We start from the raw sequence: 24,273 nt of genomic DNA, 5'->3' as shown, positions 1-24,273 counted from the left end.
GGCGGAAACCTCGAAGAGGGGCGGTCAGGCGCGGCGCGGACGGAACCGGCGCAGATAGTCGGCGTCGTAGAGCGCGCTGTCGCGAAAGTCCTGCGCCGCCAGCGCTCTCCCGACAAAAATCAGCGCCGTACGCTCGATCGGCGCCTCGGCGAGGCGCGCTTCGATGGTCGCCAGCGTCGCCTCGAGGATACGCTCCTCCGGCCACGTCGCCCGGAACACCACCGCGACCGGGCAATCGGGTCCGAGGATCGGCGCGAGTTCCGCAACGACGCGGTCGATCGCGTGGATCGAGAGGTGGATCGCGAGCGTGGCGCCGGTGGCGGCGAAGGCCGCGAGCGTTTCGCGCTCCGGCATCGCCGAGGCCCGCCCGCTGGTGCGCGTCAGCACCACGGACTGCGCGACCTCCGGCAGGGTCAGTTCGCGCTGCAGGGCCGCGGCGGCGGCGGCGAAGGCCGGCACGCCCGGCGTCACGTCGAAAGGGATGCCGAGCTTGGCCAGGCGCCGCGTCTGCTCGGCGAGCGCGCTCCAGATTGACAGGTCCCCCGAGTGGAGCCGGGCGACGTCCAGGCCTTCGGCGTGCGCCCGCTCGATTTCCGCGACGATGTCGTCGAGACTCATCGGCGCGGTGTCCACGACGCGCGCATCAGCGGGGCACCATTGCAGCATCTCCCGCGGCACGAGCGAACCGGCGTAGAGGCAGACCGGGCAGCGGGCGATGAGGTCGCGGCCGCGCACTGTGATGAGGTCCGGCGCGCCGGGGCCGGCGCCGATGAAATGGACGGTCACGCGATGGCCTCCGGGGCGACGGCGACCGCACAGGAGACGCCGTCAGCGCTGAATTTGGCGACGACGAGGCGCGAGCCCGCCCCCGCGCCGACGAGCGCGGCCGCTTCCGCGAGGCTGCCGACGCCGATGATTTTTTCCACGCGCGCGGATCGCGATACGACCTCCACGTCACGCGTCGCAAGCGTCGCCTCGTTGTGAAAGACGAGATCGAGCCCGAGGCTCAGCGCGGCCTGCCGCAGGGCCGCGTCGCCGGATTTTCGGTCGCTTGTGTGAAGGGTGGGCGCCGAGGCGGGCGAGGGGGCGCGCGCCAGCGCTCGCCGCACGGCGCGCACGATCGCCTCGGCTCCCGCATCCGATTTGCAGCCGACCCCCACCGCGCTGCGCCCGCTCATGGCTTGACGAGGCTCCACTGGACGCTGGGCATCGCCGGCCGGAAGCCGCGAAACCGGCCGATCGGCTCGGCGTGGGCGAACTGCGTCAGGAGAAGCTCGCCGCCGAGCCGCTGCTGCGCAGCCGTGACTTCCGACTGGCTCTCGAGCGTCACTGCATTGACCACCAGCCGGCCCCCGGCGCCGAGCGCCGACCAGCACAGGTCGATCAGGCCCGGCGACGTCACGCCGCCGCCGAGGAAGACCGCGTCCGGCCGCCTGAGCCCGCTGAGCGCCTCGGGCGCCTCGCCCTCGACGATGTCGAGATGGGGAACGCCGAGAAAAACCGCGTTGCGGCGGATGCGCCGGCATCGCTCGCCATCGCGCTCGACGGCGACCGCGCGCATCGAGGGGTCGGCGAGCAGCCATTCGATCGAGACCGACCCTGCCCCCGCCCCGACGTCCCACAAGAGCTCGCGCGGGCGCGGCGCGAGTTGGGCGAGCGTCACGGCGCGCATCTCGCGCTTGGTGATCTGGCCGTCGTGCTCGAACCACGCGTCGGGCAGCCCGGCGGCGCGCGGCGGAATGCGCGCGCCCGGTCCGGCCGCGACCTCGATCGCGACGGTGTTCAGCGGATCGACGCCGACCATGTCGAACGCCTCCGCGATCGCGACGCGCAGGCGCTCGCGCGGGCCGCCCATCGCCTCGCACAAAGTCAGCCGCGAGGCGCCGAGGCCGCGGTCACTGAGCAGCGCCGCAAGCTTCGCCGGAGTGTCCCCGTCCCAGGACAGCGCCAGCACGCGGCCCCCCGGTTGAAAGTGCGGGATGACGCGTTCCAGCGCCCGCCCGTGCAGCGACAGGAGCGCGCAGTCCTGAAGCGCCCAGCCGAGCCGGCTCGCCGCGAGGCTGAACGCCGAGGGCTGCGGAAAGCAGAGGATTTCGTCCGGCGCCACGATCTCGGCGATCAGCGAGCCGACGCCGAAAAAGAACGGATCGCCGGACGCGAGCACCGAGACCGGCTCGCCGCGCCGCGCCAGGATCGCCGGAAACGCCTGCTGCAACGGTGACGGCCAGGCCATGCGCTCGGCCGCCGTCTCGCCGATCAGCGCGAGATGCCGGGCGCCGCCGACGACGAGCGAGGCTTGCGAGAGGCGCGCTCTTGCGACAGGAGACAATCCGTCGAGCCCGTCCTCGCCGAGCCCGATGATCGTGAGCCACGCGGACCCGCTCATGAAGCCCAACCCCGAAGGCGCGCGCAATGAAGATTCTGCTGCTCGGCGGCTCCAGCGAAGCAAGCCGCCTCGCCCGCGCGCTGGCGGCGCGGCCGGACGTCGAGACGGTGCTGTCGCTCGCCGGCCGGACCGCCAACCCGGCGCCGAGCCCGCTGCCGACGCGGGTCGGCGGATTCGGCGGCGTGGACGGTCTCGTTCGCTATCTTGCGGCCGAACGCGTCGACGCGGTGGTCGACGCCACCCATCCCTTCGCCGCCCAGATGAAGCGTCACGCCGCCGAAGCCTGCCACGCGGCGGGCGTAGCGCTCGCGGCCTTCACCCGCGCCGCCTGGACGGCCGGTCCCGGAGATCTTTGGACCGAGGTCGACGACGCGGCCGCCGCGGCGCGGGCGCTCGGAGAATCGCCGCGGCGCGTCTTCCTCACCGCGGGGCGCCTTCAGGCGGGCGCTTTCGCCGGTCCCTCGCCGCACCATTTCGTGCTGCGGTCGATCGACGCGCCGGCGCCCGAGACGCTGCCCGCTTCGGTCGAACTGGCGCTCGCGCGCGGTCCGTTCACGATTCCGGACGAAATCGAATTGATGACGTCGCGGCGGATCGACGTGGTCGTGAGCAAGAATTCCGGCGGCGAGGCGACGCGGGCAAAGCTCGACGCGGCGCGCCGGCTCGGCCTGCCGGTGATCATGATCCGGCCCCCGCCGGCGCCGGCGCGTCCGACCTTCCACGATCTCGACGGCGTGCTCGGCTGGATCGAGGTTCACCGGCCGGCTCCGTAGCTTCTCGGCGTGAGCAGGAACGGCGCCCGTTCCGTCCGCGCCACCACCCGGGTGGTCGAGGCGCCGACGAGCACCAGCGTGCTCATGTCGGCGAGCCCCGGGTCGGCCTCGCCGATCGTCGTCAGGACGACCCGCTCGTCGTCGCGGCCGATCGCGCGCGCGAACGCGACCGGGGTTTCGGGGTCGCGCAGGCGGCGCAACAATTGAAACGCATCGTGGATCTGGCGAGGGCGCGCGCGCGAGGCGGGATTGTAGATGGCGATGGCGAAGTCGCCGTGGCACGCGGCCTCGAGACGGCGCTCGACCAGCGCCCACGGCTTGAGATTGTCCGAGAGCGAGATGACGCAGAAGTCGCCGCCGAGCGGGGCGCCCAGCCGCGCCGCCGCCGCCTGCATCGCGCTGATGCCGGGAACCACCGCGATGTCGAGCCCGCGCCATTCGGGCGGGCCGTCCTCGAGCGCCTCGACAACCGCCGCCGCCATGGCGAACACGCCGGGATCGCCGCCCGAGACGACCCCGACCGTCTTGCCCTCCGCGGCGAGTTCGAGCGCATGGCGGGCGCGGTCGCGTTCGACGCGGTTGTCGCTCGCATGCACGCGGACGCCCTCGCGGGGCGCCGCCCGCTCGACATAAGGAAAATAGCCGACGAGGTCGGTGACGATCGCCAGCGTCGCGCTCGCCTCGGGCGACAGCCAGGCCGCCGGTCCGGGCCCGAGCCCGATCACGAAGACCCTCCCCCCGCTCATGGGCGCCGTCCCCGGCCGGGCAGCAGGATCAGCGAGAAATAGGGCGCGTCGCCGTCGGTCTTGTCGGCGAGCGGCAGGATCTTCTCGTTCGGCATGGTGCCGCGCTCGACATAGAGCGCCCGCTCGAGGAGCCCGGCCTCCGCAAAGGCTTCGCGCACCTTGTCGAAGTTCTGGCCGAGCTTCATCACCACGGCCGAGTCGCTCGTCTTCAGGCGCTGGACCAGCGCCTCGAACGGCAGCGTGCCCGGCAGGACCGTCAGGACGTCGTCGCCCCAGGTCATCGGGGCCGAGGCCGAGGCGGCGCAGCCGGCCATCCCCGTGACGCCCGGCACGATGCAGGTCTCGAACTCCGCTTTCAGCCGCTCGAACAAATGCATGAACGATCCGTAGAACAGAGGATCGCCCTCGGCCAGCAACGCGACATCGAGCCCGCGCCGCAGGCGCCCGGCGAGTCTCTCCGCCGCCTCTTCGTAGAAGGCCGCGAGGATCGCCGTATAGTCCGGGTGGTCGAACGGGATCTCGGTCGTGACCGGATAGCCGAGCGGCAATTCCTCCGCGGTCGCCGGGATCCAGCGGTCAGCGATGGTGCGGGCGTTGCCGCGCCGCCCGGTCTTGGAAAAATAGGCGATAACCGGACATTCGGCGATCACCCTGACCGCCTTCACCGTCAAAAGCTCCGGATCGCCCGGGCCGAGACCCACCCCGATGAGACGCCCCGCCACGGTCACTCCTTCGCGCTCGCCAGCGCATTGATCGCCGCCGCCGCCATCGCGCTGCCGCCGCGTCGTCCCCGCACCGCGATGTGCGGCGACCCGGGAAACGCGATCAGCGCCTGTTTCGATTCGGCCGCGCCGACGAAGCCGACCGGCATGCCGACGATGCAGGCGGGCATGGGCGCGCCGTCGGCGAGGATTTCCAGAAGCCGGAACAGGGTCGTCGGCGCGTTGCCGATCGCCACCACCGAGCCGCCGAGCCGCTCGCGCCAGAGGTCGACGGCCGCGGCCGACCGGGTCAGTCCGCGGGCCTTGGCGAGATCGGCGACGGCCGGGTCGTTGAGCGTGCACACGACCTCGTTCTGCGCCGGCAGGCGCGCCCGCGTCACTCCGCGCGCCACCATCTCGGCGTCGCAGAGGATCGGCGCGCCGGCCGCCAGCGCTTCCACGCCAGCCTGCGCCGCGCCTTCCGCGAACACGAGATCGTCGGCGGCGTCCGGCATGCCGCAGGCGTGGATCACCCGGACCGCGACCCGTTCCTCAACGCCGCGGAAGCGCCCGAGGTTCGCCTCCGCGCGGATGATCGCGAACGAGCGTCGGTAGATCTCGTCGCCGTCGCGAACATAATCGTAAGTCGCCATGCCTCCGCCGCTCCTCATCTCCGTCCTAGCGCCAAGCGCGGGCGAGCGCGAGGCCGGACGCATGGCCCGACGATCGCCCCGCCGCTCATGCCCGCTCCTTCAGCGCGCTCAGGATCGGACCGACGCTGTTCCGCCGGGTTCGCCACAGCCCGCGGCTGAGCGCGCTCTCGAAGCGGTCGGCGATCGCCTTCGCCGCCTGCGGATTGGCTTCAGCCAGGAACGTCCGCACGGCGGCGTTGGCGCAGATCGAGTCGAACAGCAGGTCGAAGTGCCTGTCCGCCACGCAATCCGTGGTCGCGGCGAAAGCGTAGAGATTGTCGACGCTTTCCGCGATCTCGGCCGCGCCGCGATAGCCGTGGCGCATCTGCCCCTCGATCCAGCGCGGATTGGCCGCCCGGCCGCGCAGCGCCCGGGCGATCTCCTGCGACAGCGCCCGCGCCTTCGGCGCGGCGGGGTCTGTCGCGTCGAGGTGATAGAGCGCGGGCGCGGCGCCCGAAGCCTCGGCGGCCGCGGCGAATCCGCCCTCGTGATCGGCGAAGGCGTCGGCGTCGAGCACGTCCTGCCCCGGCATGTCCTGGACATGGACGAAGGCTTGGGAGGATGCGACACGGTCGCGAAACTCGGTCGTCGCGCGAACGGCCTCGCCTTCATAGGCATAGCCGGTCGCCGCCAGATAGGCCGCGCCGAGTTCGGCGCGCGACGCCCATTCCCCGGAAAGCGCCCGTTTGACGACTCCGGTTCCGTAGGCCCCGGGCGCCGCGCCGAAGATGCGCGAGCGCGAGCCGCCGCCGAGAGCCGCCTCGCGCAGCGGATTGTCGTCGTCGGATTCGTGTTCACGGTCGGCGATCGCCCTGACGGCCGCGTCGACGAGCGAGATCTGTTCGGGGAAGACATCGCGGAACAGACCCGAGATTCGCACCGTCACGTCGACGCGCGGCCGGCCGAGCGCGGCGATCGTCCGAACCTCGAACCCCGAGACGCGGTTGGAGGCGTGGTCCCAGACCGGCCGGGCGCCGATCAGCGCCAGGACCTGCGCCAGATCCTCGCCGCCGGTGCGCACCGCAGCGCTGCCCCAGAGGTCGAACATCACCCGCTTCGGCCAGTCGCCGTGATCCTGAAGGTAGCGCGAGAGAAACTCCTGCGCGGCGCGTTGCCCGAGCTCCCAGGCGGTGCGGGTGGGAACCGCGCGCGGATCGACGGCGAAGAGATTGCGCCCCGTGGGCAGGACGTCGATGCGCCCGCGCGCCGGCGCGCCCCCCGGGCCCGGTGCGACGTGGCGGCCGCCGAGCGCGGCGACGAGGGCGTCCATTTCGGCCGCCGGCGAGCGTTCGAGGCGCACCAGCGCCTCCCCGGCGTCGGCGCCGGAATTGGCGGCGAGCGCGGCGAGCCGTTCAGCGCCGATCGCCGCGCCGAACACGTGCAGCCCGTCGCCGATCCGCATCTCCTTGACGTCGCACAGAAAGGCGTCGAGCCGCCGGAGCGCTTCGGCGGGGCTCGGATCGCCGTCGAGGCCGGCCTCCTCGGCGAGGCCGGTGTCGCGCGCCCGCTCGAGGATCAGGTCGGCGAGGCGCCGCGCGCGGCGGCCGTCGAGCGCCTGCGCCTCGGCGTATTCGTCCATCAGGCCTTCGATTTCCTGGAGCGCCCCGTGGGCGCCGGCCGCGATCAGCGGCGGCGTGAGATGTCCGAGCGTCACCGCCGCGGTCCGCCGTTTGGCCTGCGCCGCCTCGCCGGGGTTGTTGACGATGAATGGATAGATGACTGGAATGGCGCCGAGCGCAGCGCGCGGCGCGCAGTCGGGAGCGAGCGCGACCGATTTGCCCGGCAGCCATTCCAGCGTCCCGTGGGCGCCGACATGCACGACGGCGTGCACGCCGAACACATCGGCGAGCCAGAAATAGAAGGCGACGAAGGCGTGGCGCGGCGGCAGCACCAGGTCGTGGTATTCGTCCTTGCGGGCGGCGCGGCGGCCGCGATCCGGCTGGCGCGCCACGACCGAGCGGCCGAGCCGCAGGGCCACGAACCGGAACCGGCCGTCCGCGCAGCCGGGGTCCGCTTCCGGCTCGCCCCATTGCGCCGCGATCGCAGCGGCGAAGGCCGGCGGCGCCTCGGCGAGCCGACGGCGATAGGCGTCGAGGCCGAGCGATTCCGTCGCCGCGCCGGTGAGGCCGCGGGCGATCGCCGCCGCGGTGGGAATGTCGCCGATCCCGTAGCCTTCCCGCGCCAGGCGGCGCGCGATCGTTTCGACCGAGGCGTAGGTGTCGAGACCCACCGCGTAGCCGGTGCGGCCGCCCTTGCCGGGATAGTCCGAGAGCAAGAAGGCGATCCGCTTGCGCGCCGCCGGGGTTCGCCGCAACGCCGTCCAGGCCGCGGCGAGTTGCGCCACATGGGCGATGTTGGCCGCGTGCGGACGGGCGCGCAGCGGCGCGTATTCGAGCCCCGGGATCGGCGGCTCGGCCGCCTTGAACGCGATGGCGCCGGCGAAGATCCGGCCGTCGACCTCCGGCAGCGCGACGTTCATGGCGAGATCGGCCGGCGACAGGCCGCGGGCGGACTCGCGCCATTGCGCTTCCGTCGCCAGGCTGACCGCGACCTGAAAGACGGGCGCGTCGCAGGCGTCGAACGCGGTCGCGCCGCCTTCGAGCCGCGCCGAGAACGCGGTCGCGTTGAGGATCACGTCCGGCGGCTCGTCGCTGAGGCGGCCCGTCAGGCTCGCGACGGCGGACGGGTCCTTGAGGCTGGTCACGAACGCCGCCTCGACGCCGAAGCCCTGCGCCTCGAGGGCGTCCGCCAGCGCTTCGTAAGGCTCGGTGTCGCCGGCCAGCCACGCCGATCGGTAGAAGACGACGAGCGCGCGCGGCGCCCCCGGCGCGGCCGGGCGGTAGGCCGCGTCGAACGCGCCGCTGCTCGCTTGCTGGCGCGGCTCGGCGAAGGCGCACGGGCGGTCGAGCTTCGCCGTCGCGAAGCGCAGGCACTGGCGCGCGTTCTCCACCCCGCCCTGCTGGAGCCAGCCCCAGATGCGGCGAAGATCGGCCGTCGAGGCGGTGGAGGCCGCGTCGAGGCGCGGATCCTCGCGGTGATCGCCCGGCACGACGGCGAGATAGGCGCCGTTCGCCCGCGCGATCCGGCCGAGCTCCTCGATCCCGTAGCGCCAGTAGTCGAGCCCTCCGAGCAATCGGACCAGCACGAAACGCGCGTGCGCGAGAACTTTTTCGGCGTAGAGATCGACCGAGTAGGGGTGCCGCAGGTCGGCGAGGCTCGCGAGCCGCAGCGACGGCGCCCCGGCCTGCCCGGCGGCCAGCCCCTCCCACGCCTTGGCGAGCACGGCGAGGTCGCTGTCGGTGAACGACAGCGCGACGATCTCCGCCCGCGACTGATCGAGGTCGATGGCCTGAGCCGTCTCGTCCAGCGATCGGATGTCGGTGCGCAGGAGATGCATGGCGACCTTTCGTCAGCGAAGCGCGGCTTCGATGGCGTCCCGGTTCAGCCCCTTCTGGCCGATCACCACCAGGCGGCCGCGGCGCGCCTCGTCCGCGCGCCACAGCCGGTCGTACTGCTGGCGGAAGCGGGCGCCGACCCCCTGCACCAGCAGGCGCATCGGCTTGCCCGCGACGTCGAGAAAGCCCTTCATCCTGAGGACGTCGTGACGCTCGGTGATTTCGGCCAGCCGCCGGACATAGTCCGCCGGATCGGCGAGCGGCGGCACCTCGACGACGAACGAGTCGAAGTCGTCGTGATCGTGCGCCTCGGACCCGTCGTGATGCGAAGGCCGGGAGGCGAGGTCGTCCTCGGCGCCGGCTTCCAGCCCGAGCGCGATGGCCGGGTCGACCCGGCCCTCCTCGGTCGCGATGACCTTGGCCCGGCCGCGCGCCGCGGCTGCGATCGAGCGCGACACGCGCTCTGCATCGTCCGGATCGAGAAGGTCGATTTTGTTGAGAACGACGAGATCGGCGCAGAACAGCTGGTCCTGGTAGACTTCCTCGAGCGGATTGTCGTGGGCGACGGCGGGATCGGCGGCGCGCTCGGCCGCGAGCTTCTCGGCGTCGTCGACGAAGCGCCCGTCCGCCACGGCGGCCGCGTCGACCACGGCGATCACGCCGTCCACCGTGACGCGCGCGCGCACCTGCGGCCAGTCGAACGCCTTGAGCAGCGGTTTCGGCAAGGCGAGACCCGACGTCTCGATGATGATGTGGTCGAGCGCGTCCGACCGCTTCAGCAGCGCCTCGATCGCCGGCAGGAATTCGTCGGCGACGGTGCAGCACAGGCATCCGTTCGCCAGCTCGACGATATCCTCGTCCCGGCAGGACTCGACGCCGCACGACTTGAGGATGTCGCCGTCGACGCCGACGTCGCCGAATTCGTTGATCACCAGCGCGATCCGCCGCCCGCCGGCGTTCTCGAGCAGGCTGCGGATGAACGTCGTCTTGCCGGCGCCGAGGAATCCGGTGACGATGGTTGCAGGGATTTTTCGCAACGCGCTCACGGGCGAGGCTCCTGTTCGGTCGGCGATGGCGGGATTCGGGCGACGACCCCGCGCTTCAGCGCTGCGGGCCGCTCCTTCCACGGAACGATTCCCTTCGGCGCGGCGCCGTAGAGGCGGGCGGTCGAAAAGATCTCCTGCGGGTCGATCGCGGCGGCGACATCCGCGACGACGTAGGTCCAGGCGCCCGGCGCCGAGAAGCTCAGGGTGCAGGGTCTGCGGCACACGCTGAAACATTCGACCGGCGCAATCTCCGGGTCGCCGGGGCCGCTCGCCGACCGGAGCGCGGCGTAGAGGCGGGCGCCGGCGCGCGCCTCGCGCGGCTCCAGCGCTTCGCCTTCGGCGCGACAGGTGGTGCACACCTGCACGACCACCGGATGATGTTCATTACAATGCGCCAACCACCGCCCTCACGCTCGAGACGCTCCCGGGGCGATGAAAGGCGAACGGCAAAGCATTGCCGCCCCGAACGCGGCGCCCCGCCCGTCGGGTCTAGTCTGCGGACGACGGCAGGTCTCCTGGCTCTCGGGTCCTTGACGCCCGCGTCGCCTTCCCGGATCGCTCCAGTGGCCTATCGACGCGGACTTCCCGATCACAGTTGCGGGGGCAGCTACGGAATGACCGTATTCCCTCTTGGCCTCGCTTCACGCGAGGACCGTCGTCACATTTCTGGTAGGCTCGGACGCGGGACGTGTCAACGCGCCGGCGCCGCCAATTCGCCGGAAGCGAAAGGACTTTCATGGATTCGACGCAAGAACTGGCCCGGCACCGGGAGAAGATGATCAAGCGCAAGCAGGTCCAGGACGCGGAGGTCGCCTCGAAGACCGTCGTGGAGAAGAGCCTCCTGATCGTCCACACCGGCCCCGGGAAAGGCAAGTCGACCGCCGCCTTCGGGCTCGCGCTGCGCGCGCTCGGCCACGGCTGGACGATCGGCGTCGTCCAGTTCGTCAAGGGCCGCGACACCGGCGAGCGCCACGCCTTCGCAGCCTTCGGCGACCGGGTGCAATGGCGGACGATGGGCGAGGGCTTCACCTGGGTGACGCAGGATCGCGCGCGCGACGTCGCGGCGGCGCGCGTCGCCTGGGACACGGCCCGCGCCATGATGGCCGACCCGGCCATTCGCCTGCTGGTGCTGGACGAACTGAACATCGCGCTGCGCTACGACTACCTGCCGCTCGACGAGGTGGTGGCGACGCTTCAGGCGCGCCGGGCCGACCTGCACGTCGTCGTCACCGGCCGCAACGCCAAGCCGGCCTTGCTGGCGGCGGCGGATCTCGTGACCGAGATGGGCGCGGTGAAGCACCATTTCGCCGCTGGGGCGAAGGGGCAGGCGGGGATTGAGTTTTAGGGGGCGAGATCGGGCGCATGGCGCCGGACTGGCTGGCAGGAGTGCGCAAGAGGCGGGCGCTCCCGGACGCATCGACGAACGTCTCGCCCTCGGTCCTTTGCCGCCCTCCGACTCACCCAGGTAAGGCAGAGGGCGCGAGGCGCGGACCTTCGAATGTGCCGGCGGTGATGACGCAATCGCCGGCGCCCTTAACCGTGTCACCCCCGCGAAAGCGGGGGTCCAGCGCCCCGCCGCCACCGCTTGACCACGGACAGGTGACAATACAATCCTGGATCGCGCTTTCAGGACAAGGGAAAGCGGCTGCGGGGGCAAGGGATGACCGAGCGGCGCTACAGCGTCTACATCATGGCGAGTCGGCGCAACGGAACCCTCTATGTCGGTGTAACGAACCATCTCGGAGCGCGCGCGTTTCAGCATCGTAACGGGGTCGGCTCACAATTCACCGCGAAATACAGCGTCAAGACGCTCGTCTGGTACGAGCATTACGATGATGTCCGGGAGGCGATCGCGCGTGAGAAGCAGTTGAAGAAATGGGAGCGACGGTGGAAACTCGAACTGATCGAACGGTTCAACCCAGACTGGCGAGACCTCTACGAGACGCTGAACAATTGACTTGGCGGCGCGTCACTGGACCCCCGCGTTCGCGGGGGTGACACCGAGGGTCGCTCCGCGCAGACCGCGATGAGAGGCGAGGCCCGCTTTCCGGTCCATTTGAGGAGTTCAAGATCGCGCTTTGGGCTGCAGCAATACGTCACCCTGGGCCGTCGGGTCCGATCGCCTTGGCGTGCGAACGAACCGTCGGGTATTCGACCCGAGCCGGCGAACCGGGCGCCGCTCGCCACGACAGGGAAACCGCATGACCGCGCGCGCGCTGATGTTCCAGGGCACCGGATCCGACGTCGGCAAGTCGCTGCTGGTGACGGGCCTGTGCCGGGCGCTGACCGCGCGCGGCCTGCGGGTCCGGCCGTTCAAGCCCCAAAACATGTCGAACAACGCCGCGGTCGCCGCGGACGGCGGCGAGATCGGCCGCGCCCAGGCGCTGCAGGCGCGCGCCTGCCGGATCGAGCCGAGCGTGCACATGAACCCGGTGCTGCTGAAGCCCCAGAGCGACGTCGGCGCGCAGCTGGTGCTGCGCGGAAAAAGCCTCGGCTCGGCGGGCGCGCAGGACTTTCAGGCGTGGAAGCCGCGCCTCATGGCGAGCGTGGTTGAAAGCTACGAGCGCCTCAAGGCCGAGGCCGACATCGTGCTGGTCGAGGGCGCGGGCAGCGCCGCGGAGATCAACCTGCGCGACAACGACCTCGCCAACATGGGTTTTTCCCGCGCCACCGGGACGCCGGTCGTGCTGATCGGCGACATCGACCGCGGCGGGGTGATCGCCCAGATCGTCGGCACGCGGGTCGTGCTCGACGCGGCCGACGCGGCGATGGTGCGCGGCTTCATCGTCAACAAGTTCCGCGGCGACCCGTCGCTGTTTGCGGCCGGCATGCAGGCGATCGTCGAGCGCAGCGGCTGGTCGTCGTTCGGGCTCGTGCCGTATTTCCACGACGCCGCCTGGTTGCCCGCGGAAGACGCCGTCGTCCTCGAACGGCCACGCGGCGTGACCGGCGGCGGGCGGCTCGTCGTCGTGCCAAAACTGCCGCATATCGCCAACTTCGACGATTTCGACGCCCTCGAACGCGAGCCGGGCGTCAGAATCGTGTTCGCCGGCCGCGGCGCGCCGCTGCCGGCCGGCGCCGACCTGATCGTCCTGCCCGGGTCGAAGGCGACCATCGCCGACCTCGCGGCGCTGCGCGCCGAAGGCTGGGACATCGACATTATCGCCCACGCCCGGCGCGGCGGCAAAGTGCTCGGCGTCTGCGGCGGCTACCAGATGCTCGGGCGAACGGTTTCCGATCCCGGGGGGATCGAGGGCCGGCCGGGCTCGGTCGCCGGGCTCGGACTGCTCGACGTCGAGACCGTGCTCGAAGGCGAAAAGACGCTCCGGCGCTGCGCCGGCGTCTCGGTCGCCGAGGGCGCTCCCTTTCACGGCTACGAGATTCACGTCGGGCGCACCTTCGGCCGCGACGCCGAGCGGCCGCTGCTGCGCTTCGCCGACGGCCGGCCCGACGGCGCCGTGGCCCCGGGCGGAAACATCCGCGGCGCCTACGTTCACGGCCTCTTCAACCACGACCTGCAGCGCCGCGTCTGGCTCGACTGGATCGAGGCTCTGCCGTCCGACCTCGACTACGAGCACGACCTCGACGCCACGCTCGACGCGCTGGCGGACCATCTGGAACGCTGCCTTGCGGTCGACCGGCTGATCGAGACGGCCCGCTGAGCCGAACAACCTCTTCTGCAAATCGGAAGGATGGGTTATACCCTGACTCATTATCATTCGGCGTTCGAAAGAAGCGGCCGGTCCAAGGTAAACGCCCGGCAATCCGCCACAGGGCGCCGGCGCCGGCGTAACCTTTGAAATTATTGGTCCGCAGACTCCAGAGTCCCGCAATCTGCCCGTCAAATTGAAGCGCTCGGTCCAAAATCAGCGTCCAGCGCACCGGGCTCGCCCGGGAGCGGCCCTGCACCCTCAGAGGGTCCGCCGAGACGCGCCGGACCTCGCGCCCGAGCTATGACTCCGCCCCGTTTTCCACCGCGGTGGACACAGCGCAGTATCCACAAGGGGAAGCCGATGAAGCCCCTGTCCAAGTACACCATGGCCCGTCTGCGCAATCACTTCGAGGTGCTCCTCGGCCACCGGCGGGCGAGTGAGATCAACTCGGGCGACATCGAAACGGCCCACAGCGACGGTCGCCCCCGCACGGCTGCAAGTCGCACTCTCGGCCCTGACCGGAGATCAGCGCCAAACTGGGTCCCCGTCTAAACCCGACCTATAGCCCTGATATTTCAATCATATTTGCTTTGTGAGCGGGGGCGTTTCCGTCGGCGCCGACGCCGGTCAGGGCTTCACGACCGATGTACAAACCGATCAGTTCGGCCCTTGATCGACGGATCAATCAAACACCTTGATCAAGTCGGAATCGTCCGCGTTCGCGAGCATGCTGCTTTCCGCCTACGGTACGAAGCCGGCCGCCTCCACCTCCTTGCGGACGGATGCAGGGTCGATCCGATGCAGCGACCGGGTGTCGCTCGCGCCCGTCCCTGCGGCGGCGGCGTGATCGAAGATCACGTAGGCGCAACCGGGCTTGAGCCGCTCGTAGACGGCTCGATTGAAGCCGGCCGCCGTCGCACTGAACCGACCGACACTCATCGCAAAGCGCTCATTCCGGACCCACCCGTCAGCCCATGATCCGAGCCTCTTGCACATAGCTGAAGGCCCCCTTGCCCGGCCAAGCTCGCCCGTCAGGATAGCGCAATTCTATTCCGGCCAGGTCCTTCTCATCCGCCAAACGCATATTGACGCCCATCTGGACGTTGCCGAATTTCGATACGGCGCTTGCGGTCAAATTAAAATGTGTCGTGGAGCCACAATTTGCACAGAAATGGATTTCTGCGGCCGGGTCTTCCTTATCTTCCCGGCGATATCCGCTCGTCGTTCCCACGACGATGACTTCCGATGGGTGAAAATAAGCCCAGCGGGCGCCAGACTTGCTACAAAGCGTGCAGTTGCACTCATTGATGAAGTCCGGTCGCTTGGAAATTTCGATGCGGACTTGGCCGCAGAGGCAGGAAAGCTTCAACATCGTCATTATCCCATCAGCAGAGCCGCTCGCTTGGTAGAGGCCGTTCGTGTTCGGCGTTCGTCACGCTTCCAGCTCGGCCGCGCCAGGGCGTTTCAGATTTTGACCACGACGGCATCATCCTCCCGAGATTTGTGCCGCGTGCCTGCTGGTTGCGTTGAGATGCAGCCCCGGCCCCGCCGTTAGTCGTTCGACCAACCATCGAGCGCCGGGGCCTAACCGATCGGCGGTGAGATAGGCGCATCCCATGACAAGACGAGCGACCCGCGGATCGAAGTCTGCCGGTCGGATGATCTTCAACCGTCCCCGCTCGATGTCATCTTCAACCATGTGAAGGGGCATGTTGCCCCAGCCGAGGCCGGCCAGCAGCATCGACTGCTTGGCGCTCAGGTCTGCCAAGCGCCAGGTTCGCGCGGAAAGGACGCCATAATCCCGTCCCGCCGTCAGGGCGGAGCGATCGGTCAGCACGAGCTGCACGTGCTGCTGCAGGACATGCGTCTCGATCGCGCCTGCGATCGCCGCGAGTGGGTGACCGGGAGCGACGACGGGAACGAGCTCGATGGTCAGGAGCGGAAAGCTCTTGAAGGCGGCCATGTCACTGAAGATGAGTGGGAGGAGACCGACCACGCAAGTTCCGTCGAGCACCAGTTCCGCGGCTGCGCCGAGCGGCTGCACGTAGACGCGCGGTTGGATGGTTGGAAACGCCATCGTAAAGGCCCGGAGCGCTTCGACGATCGGTGGCGCCGGGAACATCGAGTCCATCACGATCGTCAACTCGGCTTCCAGCCCGCTCGCCAGGCTTCGCGCGGACTGCTGGAAAGCGTCCGACTCCTCGGCAATGCGTCGCGCACGCCATAGCAGCGTGCGGCCCGCCTCGGTGAGCGCCGGACGGTAGGCTGTTCGGTCGAACAGCGGCAGCCCGATCTGCGCTTCGAGGTTCTGGATGCCATAGGTCACGGCGGACCGCGCACGGTTCAGCCTAGTCGCCGCTTTCGTGAAGCTCCCTTCGTCGACGACGGCCAGGAACACGCGGATTTGATCGAGCGTCAGCGGGCTCATGTTCGAAAATATAGGCCGACTTGATCGCAACTTCGCCAGTTTTTTTCACCGCCGCGATGCGCGAGCTTGCAACCGTAGACCTGCTCGGCATGGGAGCGCCGCAATGACCACACGTCTCGCCATCGATTCCAGCCCTCGATGCGAGCACTCGACTTCCCGCAAGCTCACGTCGCTCTTTGTCGAAGAGTGGCAGGCGGCCCACCCGGACGGTGAGGTGATCCGGCGCAATCTGATCAAAGCGAGCTTACCGTTCGTCGACCTGCCGTGGATCGGCGGCGCGTTCACGCCGCCCGAGCGGCATTCGCCGGAAAGCGCCGTCGCCATCAAGATATCCAACGATCTCGTGGCCGAGCTGCAGGCGGCCGACCGCATCGTCATCGGCATGCCAATGTACAATTTCGCCATCCCGGCGGCGCTGAAGACTTACATCGGCGACGTGGTCGCCCTGGCCGCCGCCGCCTGAGTCATCGTCTGTTCGGGGAGCACCCTCATGAAAGTTGGGTTCATCGGCGCTGGTCGCATGGCTACGACCATCGGTCGTCATTTGATCGGTGCGGGCCACGAGGTCGTCCTGTCCAGTTCGCGGGGGCCCGACGCGTTGGCGGGGCTCGTCGCCGATCTGGGTCCTTCCGCCAGCGCAGGATCCAAGCAGGAAGCCGCGCAATGCGATGTGGTGATCCTCGCCACGAACTGGGCGGATGCGCCGGAGGCGCTTAAGGGAATTGACTGGAGCGGCCGCATACTCGTCGACGGAACGAACCCCCACATAGGCGAGAAACGGGACATCAGCGCTGCCGGCGTAGCAAGATCGATTGCCGCTTTGGAGGGCCGCACGTCGAGCGAGATTATCGCCGCAATGGCGCCCGGGGCCAGGCTGGTGAAATCGATCAGCAATATGCCGATGGCTTGGATACAGGATTTCTCGCCACAGAAGCCGAAGACCGTACTGTTCGTGTCAGGAGACGATCGCGGCGCCAAGGCGCTCGTGGTCGAACTCATCGATTCGACTGGCCTGGTCGCGCTCGACCTCGGCTCTCTCGCGGACGGCGGCGCGATGCAACAGCTTGGCGGCCCTCTATCCGCTGTGGAATTGCACTTCGTTCGCCGGATCGTTCGCTAAGACATACTCGAGCCGCGTGCATTGCGAGTCCGCGAATTCGTCACCGTTTCAGAAAGTTCAGTATGAACACCCCCAAACCGATCTTTGTTCGAGAAGTGGCCCGCATCGACGACCCTCAGTTCGTGTCGGGACAAGTCGACCGACATCGCGCGCGCCGTTTGATCGACGCGCCGGACGCCGCATTCGCCGATCCCTTCCTCCTGATGGCCGAGGATTGGACGCCCCCGGGGCTATTCGCTTTTCACCCACATCGCGGCATCGAGACGGTTACGTTCGTCATCGAGGGGTCGATCGAGCATCGCGACAGCGCCGGATATGGAGGGGTGATCCATGCCGGCGATGCTCAATGGATGACTGCCGGCCGGGGCATCCGGCATGAGGAAAACCCTCCGGCCGGGACAATTGCACATACCCTGCAGCTCTGGATAAATCTGCCTGCGGCCCAGAAGATGACGGCTCCACGGTATCAAGACCTGGTGGCTTCCGCCTTGCCGGTCCGGAGCGAGGATGGCGTCGAGATCAGGGTCTTTTCCGGAGCCTACGGCGATATGATCTCACCCACTCTCAACCATCTTCCTGTCACGATGCTCGAGGTGAGGGTCGAAAACGTTGGCGCGTTTCGGCATTCGTTTGCAGCGACCGACAATGCCTTTGTCTACGTCCTCGAAGGCCCGGTCGAGATCGGGCCCGCCGGCGACTTTTTGGAGGCCAGCCAGCTTGGCTGGTTGACGCGATCGGAGGCGCCGGGAGCGTCGGAACTCACCATAACCGTGCGGGGTGCTGCCGGCCGCTTTCTGCTTTTCACCGGCCAGCCTTTGCGCGAGCCGATCGCGTTTGGAGGCCCGTTCGTCATGAATACGCAGGCGGAGATCCAGCAAGCGTTCGCCGATTACCGGGCTGGCCGTTTCTAAAGACCACAATCGATTTCGCGGATTGCAGTTTTCCAGCGAAACGGAACTTCAAGTTGACGTCGGCGATAGCGAGCTTTCGCCCGAGGACTGAACCGGCTGCACCGGCCCGCACTCATTATCAACGCTATCCGCTCCGCATGTGTAGCGGTAACACGTGCGCGTTTGAGACCTAACGGATACTGATGCGTGCCCAGCTCAGAGACCAGGATTTTGCTCTCAACATTCAGGCGCGTGTCGGCCGGGTCGTGGACCGCGGCAAGCGGCGCCTGTGGCCTGCCGGCGTCAATCGCGCGATATGGATAGCCCCGCGAGAAGCGGAGCATAGGCGGCAAGTCTGCGGGATACGAACTCGGTGAAGAGCCGCACGCGCTTGGTCTTGCGTGTCTGGGTGAGAAGCCAGACCGGTCCATAGAGGTGTAGGTTGGCGCCCGGCGCCCTCTCCAATAGGGGATCGGTATCCCCGACGAAACACGGCAGCGTCGTGATGCCGATACCTTGCCGGACCGCCGCTATCTGGGTTTCGAAATCCATGGTCCTGAACGGAGCCCCAGTTGTGCGTTGCTCGCCCTCGTGGGTCCAGTCCGGCGCCCCGTGACCGCTTATGGTGATCCACCTGGGATCCGGCCCGCCCGCTCGCCACTCGGCGAGTCGATCGCCGGACATATAGAAGCCGCCGAACAGCTCAGGTCCCTTCAGACCGTGAAGATTGAGCGGCAGGGCTTCGCGATCATAGACGACACGGATCGCCACGTCGGCTTCTCGGTTGGTCAAGTTGGCCAGCTCGCCAGAGGACAAGATTTCCATCTCGATGCCCGGATGCAAACGTACGAAAACGGCGAAGTCGGGCATGAGGAGGTGTGCTGCGAGGGGCGGCGGCAGCGTCACCCGCAGGAGCCCGCGCACGCTCTGATCGCGTCCGAAGACACGCGTTTCGAGCTGGTGCGACGACGCTTCCATCTGGTCCGCGAACTCGAGGACCTCCTCGCCCGCAGCCGTGAGGCGATAGCCCGAAGGTAGTTTTTCGAACATCTGCGCCCCGAGGCGTTCCTCGAGCTGCGCGATGCGTCGTAGCACGGTCGCGTGGTTCACCCCGAGGCGCTTGGCGGCAGCCCGCACCGAGCCTCCGCGCGCCGCAGCAAGAAAGTAGCGCACGTCATCCCAGTCGATCATGGTGCATTCCTGCGCCGCGCGATGCGGCTTTTGAACCTCATTCCAACACGCAGAGCTTGAAGTGTGCACGACCGTCGCGGCTTACAATCGCCGAGCCGGATCGTTTTCGCACCACTGATGTGCGCAATTCCGCACTCACCGCCCGACTTCCGCGAACCCACGTTGAGGGTCTCGGGGAGACCTCCCCGTACCGCCAAAGACCCGAGATGGCGAAACGAAGGATGCGTTACATGACCAGACTGAATGGAAGGACCGCTGTGATCACCGGCGGCGCCACGGGCATCGGCCTCGCCGCTGCAAAGCGCTTCATCGAGGAGGGCGCCTTCGTCTTCATCTTCGGCCGCCGGCAGGACGCGCTCGACGCAGCTTTGGCCAAGCTCGGGCCGAATGCCCGCGCGGAGAAGGGATCGGTCGCGGACGAGGCCGACCTCGACCGACTCTATGCTGCGGTGAAGGCCGAGCGCGGAACCCTCGACGTCGTATTCGCCAATGCCGGCACGGGAAGTCCGCTCAAGCTCGGCGAGATCACCGCCGAGCACATCGACGAAACCTTCGACACCAACGTGAAGGGTACGATTTTCACCGTCCAGAAGGCGTTGCCGTTGATGGCCAGGGGCGGCTCGATCATCCTGACTGGATCGAGCGCCGGCGCCACGGGCGCCCCGGCATTCACTGCTTACAGCGCCAGCAAGGCAGCAGTGCGCAACCTCGCGCGGACCTGGGTGGAGGACCTGAAGGGCGCCGGCATCCGCGTAAACGTGCTGTCGCCAGGGGCGATTGCGACCGAACTCGCGACGGAAGCGCTCGGCGAGGAAGGCCTGAAGGCCTACGGCGCGATGACGGGGTTCCAACGCATGGGCGATCCGGCGGAGCTCGGAGCAGCGGCTGCCTTTCTCGCGTCCTCGGACAGCAGCTTCATGACCGGCAGCGAGGTCGCCGTCGACGGCGGCCTGGCGCAAATCTGACGCGTCGGGCCCGGCGCTTCGTTCGATTGTTGGGAGCGTCGGGCTCGGAAACTTAAGGAGAAAGTATATGAGCTACGCAATTATCGGCTTCGGCAATATCGGCAAGGCCCTGGCCAGGGCATTTGCCCGCAAGGGCATCGAAGTATCCGTGGCAACCACACGCGACCCAAAAACCTTCGCAGCCGATGCAGCCGCGATTGGGCCCAAGGTCATTGCCAAAACTCTGGCGGAAGCCGTCAAGGCGGACATCGTCTTTTTGGCTGTCCGGTTCGAGTCGCATCCGGATGTCGCGAAGGCGCTCTCCACCTGGCAAGGCAAGACCATCGTCGATGTGACCAATGCCTACGGCGTGCCGCCCGAGGACCTGGGAGGCCAGCCTTCTTCCAAGTTCCTTTCGAAGGCTTTCTCTGGCGCAAGACTGGTCAAAGGCTTCAACCATTTGGGCGCTGCTGTTCTTGACCAGGATCCGGCCGTGCATGGTGGCAGGAGAGTGGTGTTCCTGGCGAGCGATGATGACGCTGCTTTAGAGGAAATTGGCGCGCTCGCGGAAGAGCTCGGTTTCTCGCCGATTAAACTTGGCGGCCTTTCTGAAGGCGGGCTGCTTGTGCAGGCGCGCGGAAAGAGCTGGGGTCGGCTGATCTTTAAGGACCTGGTCAAGTTCGGCTGATGAACACGACCTGCCCGCCGGCAGGCCCACGATGCACAGACCAGATCGAGTGCGATGCGACCCGTGCGAAATGGAGGAATTCCCATGAGCATTGAGAAGAACATCCAAACCGTGAAGGACTTCTTCGCCGCGATCGGTCGCGGCGACAGGGAGGCTCTGCTGGCGCTGGTCGCCGAAGACATCGAGTGGATCATTCCGGGCGAGGACTGGCCCCTAGCCGGAACGCACCGCGGGCGCGCCGGAGTGGCGGAAGCGCTTGCGAAGGCTGCCGAGGAGGCGCCGTTTTCCTACCCCGAGCCTCCCGAATTGGTGGCCCAGGGAAATCGGGTAATCGTCATCGGCTTTGCCAAGGGGAGGATCAAAGCCACGAACAAAGCGTTCGCTGACCATTTTGTCTTCGCCATCACAGTCCGGGACGGCAAGCTGACGAACATCCGGGAGTACATCGACACACAGGCGCTGGCGCGGGCTGCGCAGATCGATAAGTCCGGGTCAGCTTAGGGTCCGCGGCCATCGGTCGAGGTGAACGGCGGATCAGCCGCGGGCCTGGCGTTCGCGCGCCGCGCATCGACCGTCAGGTGCGATCGTTGTTCAATGCGCTGCCTTCTCAACATCGTTGCCAGTCGGGCATGCCAGGACGGCGCTGGCGACAATGTGTGTGAGATGATCGGCCCGTGACGCGAATGAAGGTAAGTCGACGAGCCATCCGAGCGCCGCCATCAAGCCAAACAGATCATCACCGTTCATATCGGCGCGCGCCCTGCCTTCTCCCTGAGCACGGGCCAGCAATCGAGCGCTGGCTGAGTGCACCGCAGCGCATGAAGCGTAAAGGGCGGAATCCGGGTTCGTGTGCGCGGCTGCCATCATTTCGACAACGCCCTTTTGCCCTTGAGCGAACGCTATCCATTCGTGAAACCAAGACAGGAGCGCTTTGTCAGGCTGGGTCGACGTTTCGAGTTCGTCTGCCTTCTGCGTTAATGCGTCCAGCTTCGTGCACACCAACGCTTCAAACAGGGCCTCCCGCGTCGGGAAATGACGAAGCAGCGTGGCCAGGCCGACGCCGGCGCGGCGGGCAATATCGCGCATGGATGCGTTGGCGCCGCGCTCTGCGACGGCGTCACGCGCGACCATGAGAATATGGTCGTAATTCATCCTAGCGTCGGCTCGCATAGTACGCCTTGATAAGAGGATCAGCGATCCATATAAACGGATCAGTGGTTCAATAGATAGCGTTCATATCCGCAGATGGCAACCGAGACGCTGCTCGACGGCGTGGAAATCGAAGCCATGAGAAGCAGGAATGTGCGCAACATCAGCGGCTTCGGCAGCTGCGGCGCGGCTGCGCCAATCGGCCCTATCGCCTCAGCCGGCGGCGTCAAGGAGCAAGAGCATGCACTGGACAACGGCCATTACTTCCCGGGCGGCTAAGTTGAACCGACGGCGGGGTCTCGCATCGCGACGAGCAGATCCCGAATTCGGTCGGCTCCGCGACATACGGACAACGCGCCGAATGCCCCCGGTTCACGCCGCCCCTTGATAAACGGTTCAGTGGTCCATATATCCGGATCGGTGCTCCACAAACGGCGCATGAGATCAACCTGAGAAAAGCGAAGGATGCACATATGACGAAGCTGAATGGAAAGATCGCCGTGATTACGGGCGGAAGCAGCGGTATCGGCTTGGGCACAGCCAAGCGTTTCGTGGAAGAAGGCGCCCAAGTCGTGATCTTTGGGCGACGCGAGAAGACCCTACGGGAGGCCGCGGCCGATATCGGGAAAAACGTGACGACTGTCATGGGCGACGTGTCGCGCCTGGAAGATCTGGACCGGCTCTATGCGACCGTGAAAGAGAAGCATGGTCACATCGACATTCTTTTCGCAAACGCAGGCGCAGGAACAGTCGCGCCGCTCGCAGTAGCTACTGAGGCCCATTTCGACCAGACCTTCGATGTAAACGTGAAGGGTTTGTTCTTTACGGTGCAGAAGGCCCTTCCCCTCTTCAAAGACGGCGGATCGATCATTCTGAACTCTTCGGTTTCGAACGTGATGGGGTTGCCAGCGTTCAGCGCCTACGCAGCAAGCAAGGCGGCTGTTCGCAGCTTCTCGCGATCCTGGACCATGGAGCTGAAGGACCGACACATCCGCGTCAATACGATGAGCCCCGGCGCGATCGAGACTCCCGCCTTGGCGACAACGACCGGCCTTACCGCTGAGCAGGCCGAAGAGGCGGTCGCCCAGTTTTCTGCACAGATCCCGATGGGTCGCAGGGGCAAGCCGGCTGAAATCGCGGCTGCGCTCACGTTCCTCGCCTCCGATGAAAGCTCCTACATCACCGGTATCGATCTCGCCGTCGATGGTGGCTGGGCACAGGTCTGACCCAGATGGGTCACACGACCGGTTGGCCCTCCAGCCCGCCGGTCGCGGGACCAAACTTCGCGGACATCAAACGACGACAGCGCCGTGCCGGCGAAGCTCACCGCCGGCGGCTTGCCGCAAACTTCGAAATTGCGACACAGCGATTGCCCACTTCATGTTCTGAAGTTCGACAGTCACCGCACCCCATTTTAACCTTTGATGTTGCTGTCAACCGACGCTCATGGCGAGCGTTCGGCTAATCGATGTGAGATCGAGACCAGATTGATCCGACCACTGATTGAAGGCCGCCTGTATTTTCAACAAGTCGCCCCTTCCGGACGGGCTTTTGCTGAGCACCTCTTCGCGAATGAGGGCTCTCACGACATCAGGCGTCGGGATGAAGGCTGGCTTGCCGATCGAGCGAAGGAATCGCATTCCCGTTTCGCCGCCGAGTCGGCTCGCGTTTTTCTTGAGGAATTCGAGAAGACCTACATAGTCCTTGTCAGGCCATTCTGCGAAAAACCGGGCGGCTGCGCCATGCTTCGCGGCCAACTCCATTACGAAGCGACCATTTTCCAACACAGATTTGATCTTCGCGCCGTTCTTGACGATGTCCGGTCGCTTGAGGAGTTCGTCGAGGCGCTCCTCCGTCATCCATGCACAGCGTGCCGGATCAAAATGCTCGAACGCGGACTCGAACGCCTCCCATTTCGAGTCGATCACCTTTGAGGAGAAGCCCGCGTAAAAGACGCGCCGCGTCATGGTCGCCAGGATGCGATCGTCCGGGATCGCCGCGATAACGTGCAGCGGCGACGGGCGGGTTTCAGCGAGCATTCGCTCGAAAGCGTCTGATCCGCCATGGCGCCCGACCGCCAGTCCGATGATCTCGTCGAAGGGTCGCATTGCGAAAGTTCACTCCCTCCACTCTGGTGACACCGCCGCAGTGTACGCGGGAAGGTCCGGATGGTCTCGGTCATCTGGTGAACGGTCCTGAGGGTTTGGCCTCGGTCCTCCAGCACCGATGGGCCACAGCTTTCGATCACCAGGATCCTATGTCACGAGGGTTGGCCGCCGCCGGCGCCCACGGGCGTGAAGCGCCAGCCTTCGCACCGCCCTGCGGCGCCCACTGTGCTCGTGCGGACGGGCGGATCAACTGTACCCATCACGACAGTGTCGGGCGACATGCAAAAGGGGACCGGAGGCGACAGGCAAAAGGGTACCACCTCGGCCTGAGAGGAGGCGCCTTTGGTTAACGTTTCGGCTGAG

General features: G+C 67.2%; 26 protein-coding genes, 1 pseudogene and 1 riboswitch. Of the genes and pseudogenes, 12 read left to right on the top strand and 15 right to left on the bottom strand.

All coding sequences use genetic code 11. From position 1 onward, the window contains the following. Positions 1–24 precede the first annotated feature (24 nt). The 3 genes from cobM to cbiE are packed head-to-tail and all read right to left on the bottom strand — an operon-like array spanning position 25 to position 2,386. Positions 25–786, bottom strand: coding sequence for a precorrin-4 C(11)-methyltransferase (cobM, locus tag DFR50_RS29195; RefSeq protein WP_113893502.1), 762 nt, complete (start codon positions 784–786; stop codon positions 25–27). Then, on the bottom strand, positions 783–1,178 hold the full coding sequence (locus DFR50_RS29190; RefSeq protein ID WP_113893500.1) for a cobalamin biosynthesis protein: 396 nt from the start codon (positions 1,176–1,178) through the stop codon (positions 783–785). Before DFR50_RS29190 ends, cobM begins: the two co-directional genes overlap by 4 nt. Further along, positions 1,175–2,386, bottom strand: a complete 1,212-nt coding sequence (gene cbiE / locus DFR50_RS29185; RefSeq protein ID WP_113893536.1) for a precorrin-6y C5,15-methyltransferase (decarboxylating) subunit CbiE — start codon at positions 2,384–2,386, stop codon at positions 1,175–1,177. Before cbiE ends, DFR50_RS29190 begins: the two co-directional genes overlap by 4 nt. 26 nt (positions 2,387–2,412) lie before the next feature. On the opposite strand from cbiE, the gene DFR50_RS29180 reads away from it, so the two are divergent. Next, entirely contained in the window at positions 2,413–3,159 is a 747-nt protein-coding gene (locus DFR50_RS29180; RefSeq protein WP_113893498.1) for a cobalt-precorrin-6A reductase, read from the top strand. Here the strand turns inward: DFR50_RS29180 and cobJ are convergent. The 6 genes from cobJ to DFR50_RS33215 all read right to left on the bottom strand — a co-directional run bounded on the left by cobJ (position 3,141) and on the right by DFR50_RS33215 (position 10,137). After that, positions 3,141–3,905 (bottom strand): precorrin-3B C(17)-methyltransferase, encoded by a 765-nt coding sequence (cobJ, locus tag DFR50_RS29175; protein WP_113893496.1) that lies wholly within the window; start codon positions 3,903–3,905, stop codon positions 3,141–3,143. The genes DFR50_RS29180 and cobJ overlap by 19 nt on opposite strands. Beyond that, positions 3,902–4,627 carry a precorrin-2 C(20)-methyltransferase gene (locus DFR50_RS29170; protein ID WP_245428214.1) on the bottom strand — a complete coding sequence of 242 codons (726 nt, stop codon included), beginning with the start codon at positions 4,625–4,627 and terminating at the stop codon, positions 3,902–3,904. Before DFR50_RS29170 ends, cobJ begins: the two co-directional genes overlap by 4 nt. Before the next feature lie 2 nt (positions 4,628–4,629). Further along, positions 4,630–5,259 carry a precorrin-8X methylmutase gene (locus DFR50_RS29165; protein WP_113893492.1) on the bottom strand — a complete coding sequence of 210 codons (630 nt, stop codon included), beginning with the start codon at positions 5,257–5,259 and terminating at the stop codon, positions 4,630–4,632. Between the two features lie 85 nt (positions 5,260–5,344). Then, positions 5,345–8,695, bottom strand: a complete 3,351-nt coding sequence (gene cobN / locus DFR50_RS29160) for a cobaltochelatase subunit CobN (protein WP_113893490.1) — start codon at positions 8,693–8,695, stop codon at positions 5,345–5,347. A gap of 12 nt (positions 8,696–8,707) precedes the next feature. Further along, positions 8,708–9,739 carry a cobalamin biosynthesis protein CobW gene (gene cobW, locus DFR50_RS29155; RefSeq protein ID WP_113893488.1) on the bottom strand — a complete coding sequence of 344 codons (1,032 nt, stop codon included), beginning with the start codon at positions 9,737–9,739 and terminating at the stop codon, positions 8,708–8,710. Beyond that, positions 9,736–10,137 carry a DUF1636 domain-containing protein gene (locus DFR50_RS33215; RefSeq protein WP_245428213.1) on the bottom strand — a complete coding sequence of 134 codons (402 nt, stop codon included), beginning with the start codon at positions 10,135–10,137 and terminating at the stop codon, positions 9,736–9,738. Before DFR50_RS33215 ends, cobW begins: the two co-directional genes overlap by 4 nt. Positions 10,138–10,227: 90 nt before the next feature. Beyond that, positions 10,228–10,410, bottom strand: a riboswitch (cobalamin riboswitch). A gap of 65 nt (positions 10,411–10,475) precedes the next feature. Between DFR50_RS33215 and cobO the strand changes: the two genes are divergently transcribed. From cobO to DFR50_RS29135, 3 genes are all read left to right on the top strand, one after another. Then, complete coding sequence (gene cobO / locus DFR50_RS29145; protein WP_113893485.1) at positions 10,476–11,084, top strand: cob(I)yrinic acid a,c-diamide adenosyltransferase; 609 nt, start codon at positions 10,476–10,478, stop codon at positions 11,082–11,084. 315 nt (positions 11,085–11,399) lie between these two features. Beyond that, positions 11,400–11,696, top strand: a complete 297-nt coding sequence (locus DFR50_RS29140; RefSeq protein WP_113893483.1) for a GIY-YIG nuclease family protein — start codon at positions 11,400–11,402, stop codon at positions 11,694–11,696. A gap of 244 nt (positions 11,697–11,940) precedes the next feature. Beyond that, entirely contained in the window at positions 11,941–13,401 is a 1,461-nt protein-coding gene (locus tag DFR50_RS29135) for a cobyric acid synthase (RefSeq protein ID WP_113893481.1), read from the top strand. Between the two features lie 626 nt (positions 13,402–14,027). Here DFR50_RS29135 and DFR50_RS29125 read toward each other — a convergent pair. From DFR50_RS29125 to DFR50_RS29115, 3 genes and pseudogenes are all read right to left on the bottom strand, one after another. Then, positions 14,028–14,310: pseudogene (locus tag DFR50_RS29125) on the bottom strand (class I SAM-dependent methyltransferase); the annotation flags it as partial. Positions 14,311–14,359: 49 nt separating this feature from the next. Further along, positions 14,360–14,764 (bottom strand): GFA family protein, encoded by a 405-nt coding sequence (locus tag DFR50_RS29120; RefSeq protein WP_113893534.1) that lies wholly within the window; start codon positions 14,762–14,764, stop codon positions 14,360–14,362. Positions 14,765–14,878: 114 nt separating this feature from the next. Next, the gene (locus tag DFR50_RS29115; RefSeq protein ID WP_113893478.1) at positions 14,879–15,820 is read right to left on the bottom strand and encodes a LysR family transcriptional regulator; all 942 of its coding nucleotides are present in this window, start codon (positions 15,818–15,820) and stop codon (positions 14,879–14,881) included. Between the two features lie 103 nt (positions 15,821–15,923). Here DFR50_RS29115 and DFR50_RS29110 point away from each other — a divergent pair, with 103 nt between their 5' ends. From DFR50_RS29110 to DFR50_RS29100, 3 genes are all read left to right on the top strand, one after another. After that, on the top strand, positions 15,924–16,283 hold the full coding sequence (locus DFR50_RS29110) for an FMN-dependent NADH-azoreductase (RefSeq protein WP_170153438.1): 360 nt from the start codon (positions 15,924–15,926) through the stop codon (positions 16,281–16,283). 27 nt (positions 16,284–16,310) lie between these two features. Further along, positions 16,311–16,940, top strand: coding sequence for an NADPH-dependent F420 reductase (locus DFR50_RS29105; RefSeq protein ID WP_113893474.1), 630 nt, complete (start codon positions 16,311–16,313; stop codon positions 16,938–16,940). A 62-nt stretch (positions 16,941–17,002) separates the two neighbouring features. Then, the gene (locus DFR50_RS29100) at positions 17,003–17,851 is read left to right on the top strand and encodes a pirin family protein (protein WP_113893472.1); all 849 of its coding nucleotides are present in this window, start codon (positions 17,003–17,005) and stop codon (positions 17,849–17,851) included. A 282-nt stretch (positions 17,852–18,133) separates the two neighbouring features. Here DFR50_RS29100 and DFR50_RS29095 read toward each other — a convergent pair whose 3' ends face one another. Continuing rightward, positions 18,134–19,021 carry a LysR family transcriptional regulator gene (locus DFR50_RS29095; protein ID WP_113893469.1) on the bottom strand — a complete coding sequence of 296 codons (888 nt, stop codon included), beginning with the start codon at positions 19,019–19,021 and terminating at the stop codon, positions 18,134–18,136. A gap of 230 nt (positions 19,022–19,251) precedes the next feature. On the opposite strand from DFR50_RS29095, the gene DFR50_RS29090 reads away from it, so the two are divergent. The 3 genes from DFR50_RS29090 to DFR50_RS29080 all read left to right on the top strand — a co-directional run bounded on the left by DFR50_RS29090 (position 19,252) and on the right by DFR50_RS29080 (position 21,154). Then, the gene (locus tag DFR50_RS29090) at positions 19,252–19,986 is read left to right on the top strand and encodes an SDR family NAD(P)-dependent oxidoreductase (protein ID WP_113893532.1); all 735 of its coding nucleotides are present in this window, start codon (positions 19,252–19,254) and stop codon (positions 19,984–19,986) included. A gap of 67 nt (positions 19,987–20,053) precedes the next feature. Further along, positions 20,054–20,653: an NADPH-dependent F420 reductase gene (locus DFR50_RS29085; RefSeq protein ID WP_113893467.1), complete on the top strand. Its 600-nt coding sequence runs from the start codon at positions 20,054–20,056 to the stop codon at positions 20,651–20,653. Positions 20,654–20,737: 84 nt separating this feature from the next. Beyond that, on the top strand, positions 20,738–21,154 hold the full coding sequence (locus DFR50_RS29080) for a nuclear transport factor 2 family protein (RefSeq protein ID WP_113893465.1): 417 nt from the start codon (positions 20,738–20,740) through the stop codon (positions 21,152–21,154). A gap of 90 nt (positions 21,155–21,244) precedes the next feature. On the opposite strand, the gene DFR50_RS29075 is transcribed toward DFR50_RS29080, so the two are convergent. After that, on the bottom strand, positions 21,245–21,805 hold the full coding sequence (locus DFR50_RS29075) for a TetR/AcrR family transcriptional regulator (RefSeq protein WP_245428211.1): 561 nt from the start codon (positions 21,803–21,805) through the stop codon (positions 21,245–21,247). Positions 21,806–21,898: 93 nt separating this feature from the next. Between DFR50_RS29075 and DFR50_RS29070 the strand changes: the two genes are divergently transcribed. Then, the gene (locus tag DFR50_RS29070; protein ID WP_113893461.1) at positions 21,899–22,081 is read left to right on the top strand and encodes a hypothetical protein; all 183 of its coding nucleotides are present in this window, start codon (positions 21,899–21,901) and stop codon (positions 22,079–22,081) included. Between the two features lie 194 nt (positions 22,082–22,275). Beyond that, positions 22,276–23,028 (top strand): SDR family NAD(P)-dependent oxidoreductase, encoded by a 753-nt coding sequence (locus tag DFR50_RS29065; protein ID WP_113893459.1) that lies wholly within the window; start codon positions 22,276–22,278, stop codon positions 23,026–23,028. 207 nt (positions 23,029–23,235) lie between these two features. Here DFR50_RS29065 and DFR50_RS29060 read toward each other — a convergent pair whose 3' ends face one another. Next, the gene (locus DFR50_RS29060; protein ID WP_113893457.1) at positions 23,236–23,910 is read right to left on the bottom strand and encodes a DNA-3-methyladenine glycosylase I; all 675 of its coding nucleotides are present in this window, start codon (positions 23,908–23,910) and stop codon (positions 23,236–23,238) included. Between the last annotated feature and the right edge of the window lie 363 nt (positions 23,911–24,273).

The organism is Roseiarcus fermentans, from assembly GCF_003315135.1.
In the GTDB taxonomy this organism is placed as follows: Bacteria; Pseudomonadota; Alphaproteobacteria; order Rhizobiales; family Beijerinckiaceae; genus Roseiarcus; species Roseiarcus fermentans.
The sequence above is the reverse complement of the archived record's forward strand: the minus strand, read 5'-3'. Positions and strand labels throughout refer to the sequence as shown.

What these genes read in the sequence shown, in the direction of transcription:
- DFR50_RS29190 (WP_113893500.1), bottom strand. Translation starts at nt 1,178, where the DNA reads ATGAGCGGGCGCAGCGCGGTGGGGGTCGGCTGCAAATCGGATGCGGGA.
- cbiE (WP_113893536.1), bottom strand. Translation starts at nt 2,386, where the DNA reads ATGAGCGGGTCCGCGTGGCTCACGATCATCGGGCTCGGCGAGGACGGG.
- DFR50_RS29180 (WP_113893498.1), top strand. Translation starts at nt 2,413, where the DNA reads ATGAAGATTCTGCTGCTCGGCGGCTCCAGCGAAGCAAGCCGCCTCGCC.
- cobJ (WP_113893496.1), bottom strand. Translation starts at nt 3,905, where the DNA reads ATGAGCGGGGGGAGGGTCTTCGTGATCGGGCTCGGGCCCGGACCGGCG.
- DFR50_RS29165 (WP_113893492.1), bottom strand. Translation starts at nt 5,259, where the DNA reads ATGGCGACTTACGATTATGTTCGCGACGGCGACGAGATCTACCGACGC.
- cobN (WP_113893490.1), bottom strand. Translation starts at nt 8,695, where the DNA reads ATGCATCTCCTGCGCACCGACATCCGATCGCTGGACGAGACGGCTCAG.
- cobO (WP_113893485.1), top strand. Translation starts at nt 10,476, where the DNA reads ATGGATTCGACGCAAGAACTGGCCCGGCACCGGGAGAAGATGATCAAG.
- DFR50_RS29140 (WP_113893483.1), top strand. Translation starts at nt 11,400, where the DNA reads ATGACCGAGCGGCGCTACAGCGTCTACATCATGGCGAGTCGGCGCAAC.
- DFR50_RS29135 (WP_113893481.1), top strand. Translation starts at nt 11,941, where the DNA reads ATGACCGCGCGCGCGCTGATGTTCCAGGGCACCGGATCCGACGTCGGC.
- DFR50_RS29120 (WP_113893534.1), bottom strand. Translation starts at nt 14,764, where the DNA reads ATGTTGAAGCTTTCCTGCCTCTGCGGCCAAGTCCGCATCGAAATTTCC.
- DFR50_RS29115 (WP_113893478.1), bottom strand. Translation starts at nt 15,820, where the DNA reads ATGAGCCCGCTGACGCTCGATCAAATCCGCGTGTTCCTGGCCGTCGTC.
- DFR50_RS29110 (WP_170153438.1), top strand. Translation starts at nt 15,924, where the DNA reads ATGACCACACGTCTCGCCATCGATTCCAGCCCTCGATGCGAGCACTCG.
- DFR50_RS29105 (WP_113893474.1), top strand. Translation starts at nt 16,311, where the DNA reads ATGAAAGTTGGGTTCATCGGCGCTGGTCGCATGGCTACGACCATCGGT.
- DFR50_RS29100 (WP_113893472.1), top strand. Translation starts at nt 17,003, where the DNA reads ATGAACACCCCCAAACCGATCTTTGTTCGAGAAGTGGCCCGCATCGAC.
- DFR50_RS29095 (WP_113893469.1), bottom strand. Translation starts at nt 19,021, where the DNA reads ATGATCGACTGGGATGACGTGCGCTACTTTCTTGCTGCGGCGCGCGGA.
- DFR50_RS29090 (WP_113893532.1), top strand. Translation starts at nt 19,252, where the DNA reads ATGACCAGACTGAATGGAAGGACCGCTGTGATCACCGGCGGCGCCACG.
- DFR50_RS29085 (WP_113893467.1), top strand. Translation starts at nt 20,054, where the DNA reads ATGAGCTACGCAATTATCGGCTTCGGCAATATCGGCAAGGCCCTGGCC.
- DFR50_RS29080 (WP_113893465.1), top strand. Translation starts at nt 20,738, where the DNA reads ATGAGCATTGAGAAGAACATCCAAACCGTGAAGGACTTCTTCGCCGCG.
- DFR50_RS29075 (WP_245428211.1), bottom strand. Translation starts at nt 21,805, where the DNA reads ATGAATTACGACCATATTCTCATGGTCGCGCGTGACGCCGTCGCAGAG.
- DFR50_RS29070 (WP_113893461.1), top strand. Translation starts at nt 21,899, where the DNA reads ATGGCAACCGAGACGCTGCTCGACGGCGTGGAAATCGAAGCCATGAGA.
- DFR50_RS29065 (WP_113893459.1), top strand. Translation starts at nt 22,276, where the DNA reads ATGACGAAGCTGAATGGAAAGATCGCCGTGATTACGGGCGGAAGCAGC.
- DFR50_RS29060 (WP_113893457.1), bottom strand. Translation starts at nt 23,910, where the DNA reads ATGCGACCCTTCGACGAGATCATCGGACTGGCGGTCGGGCGCCATGGC.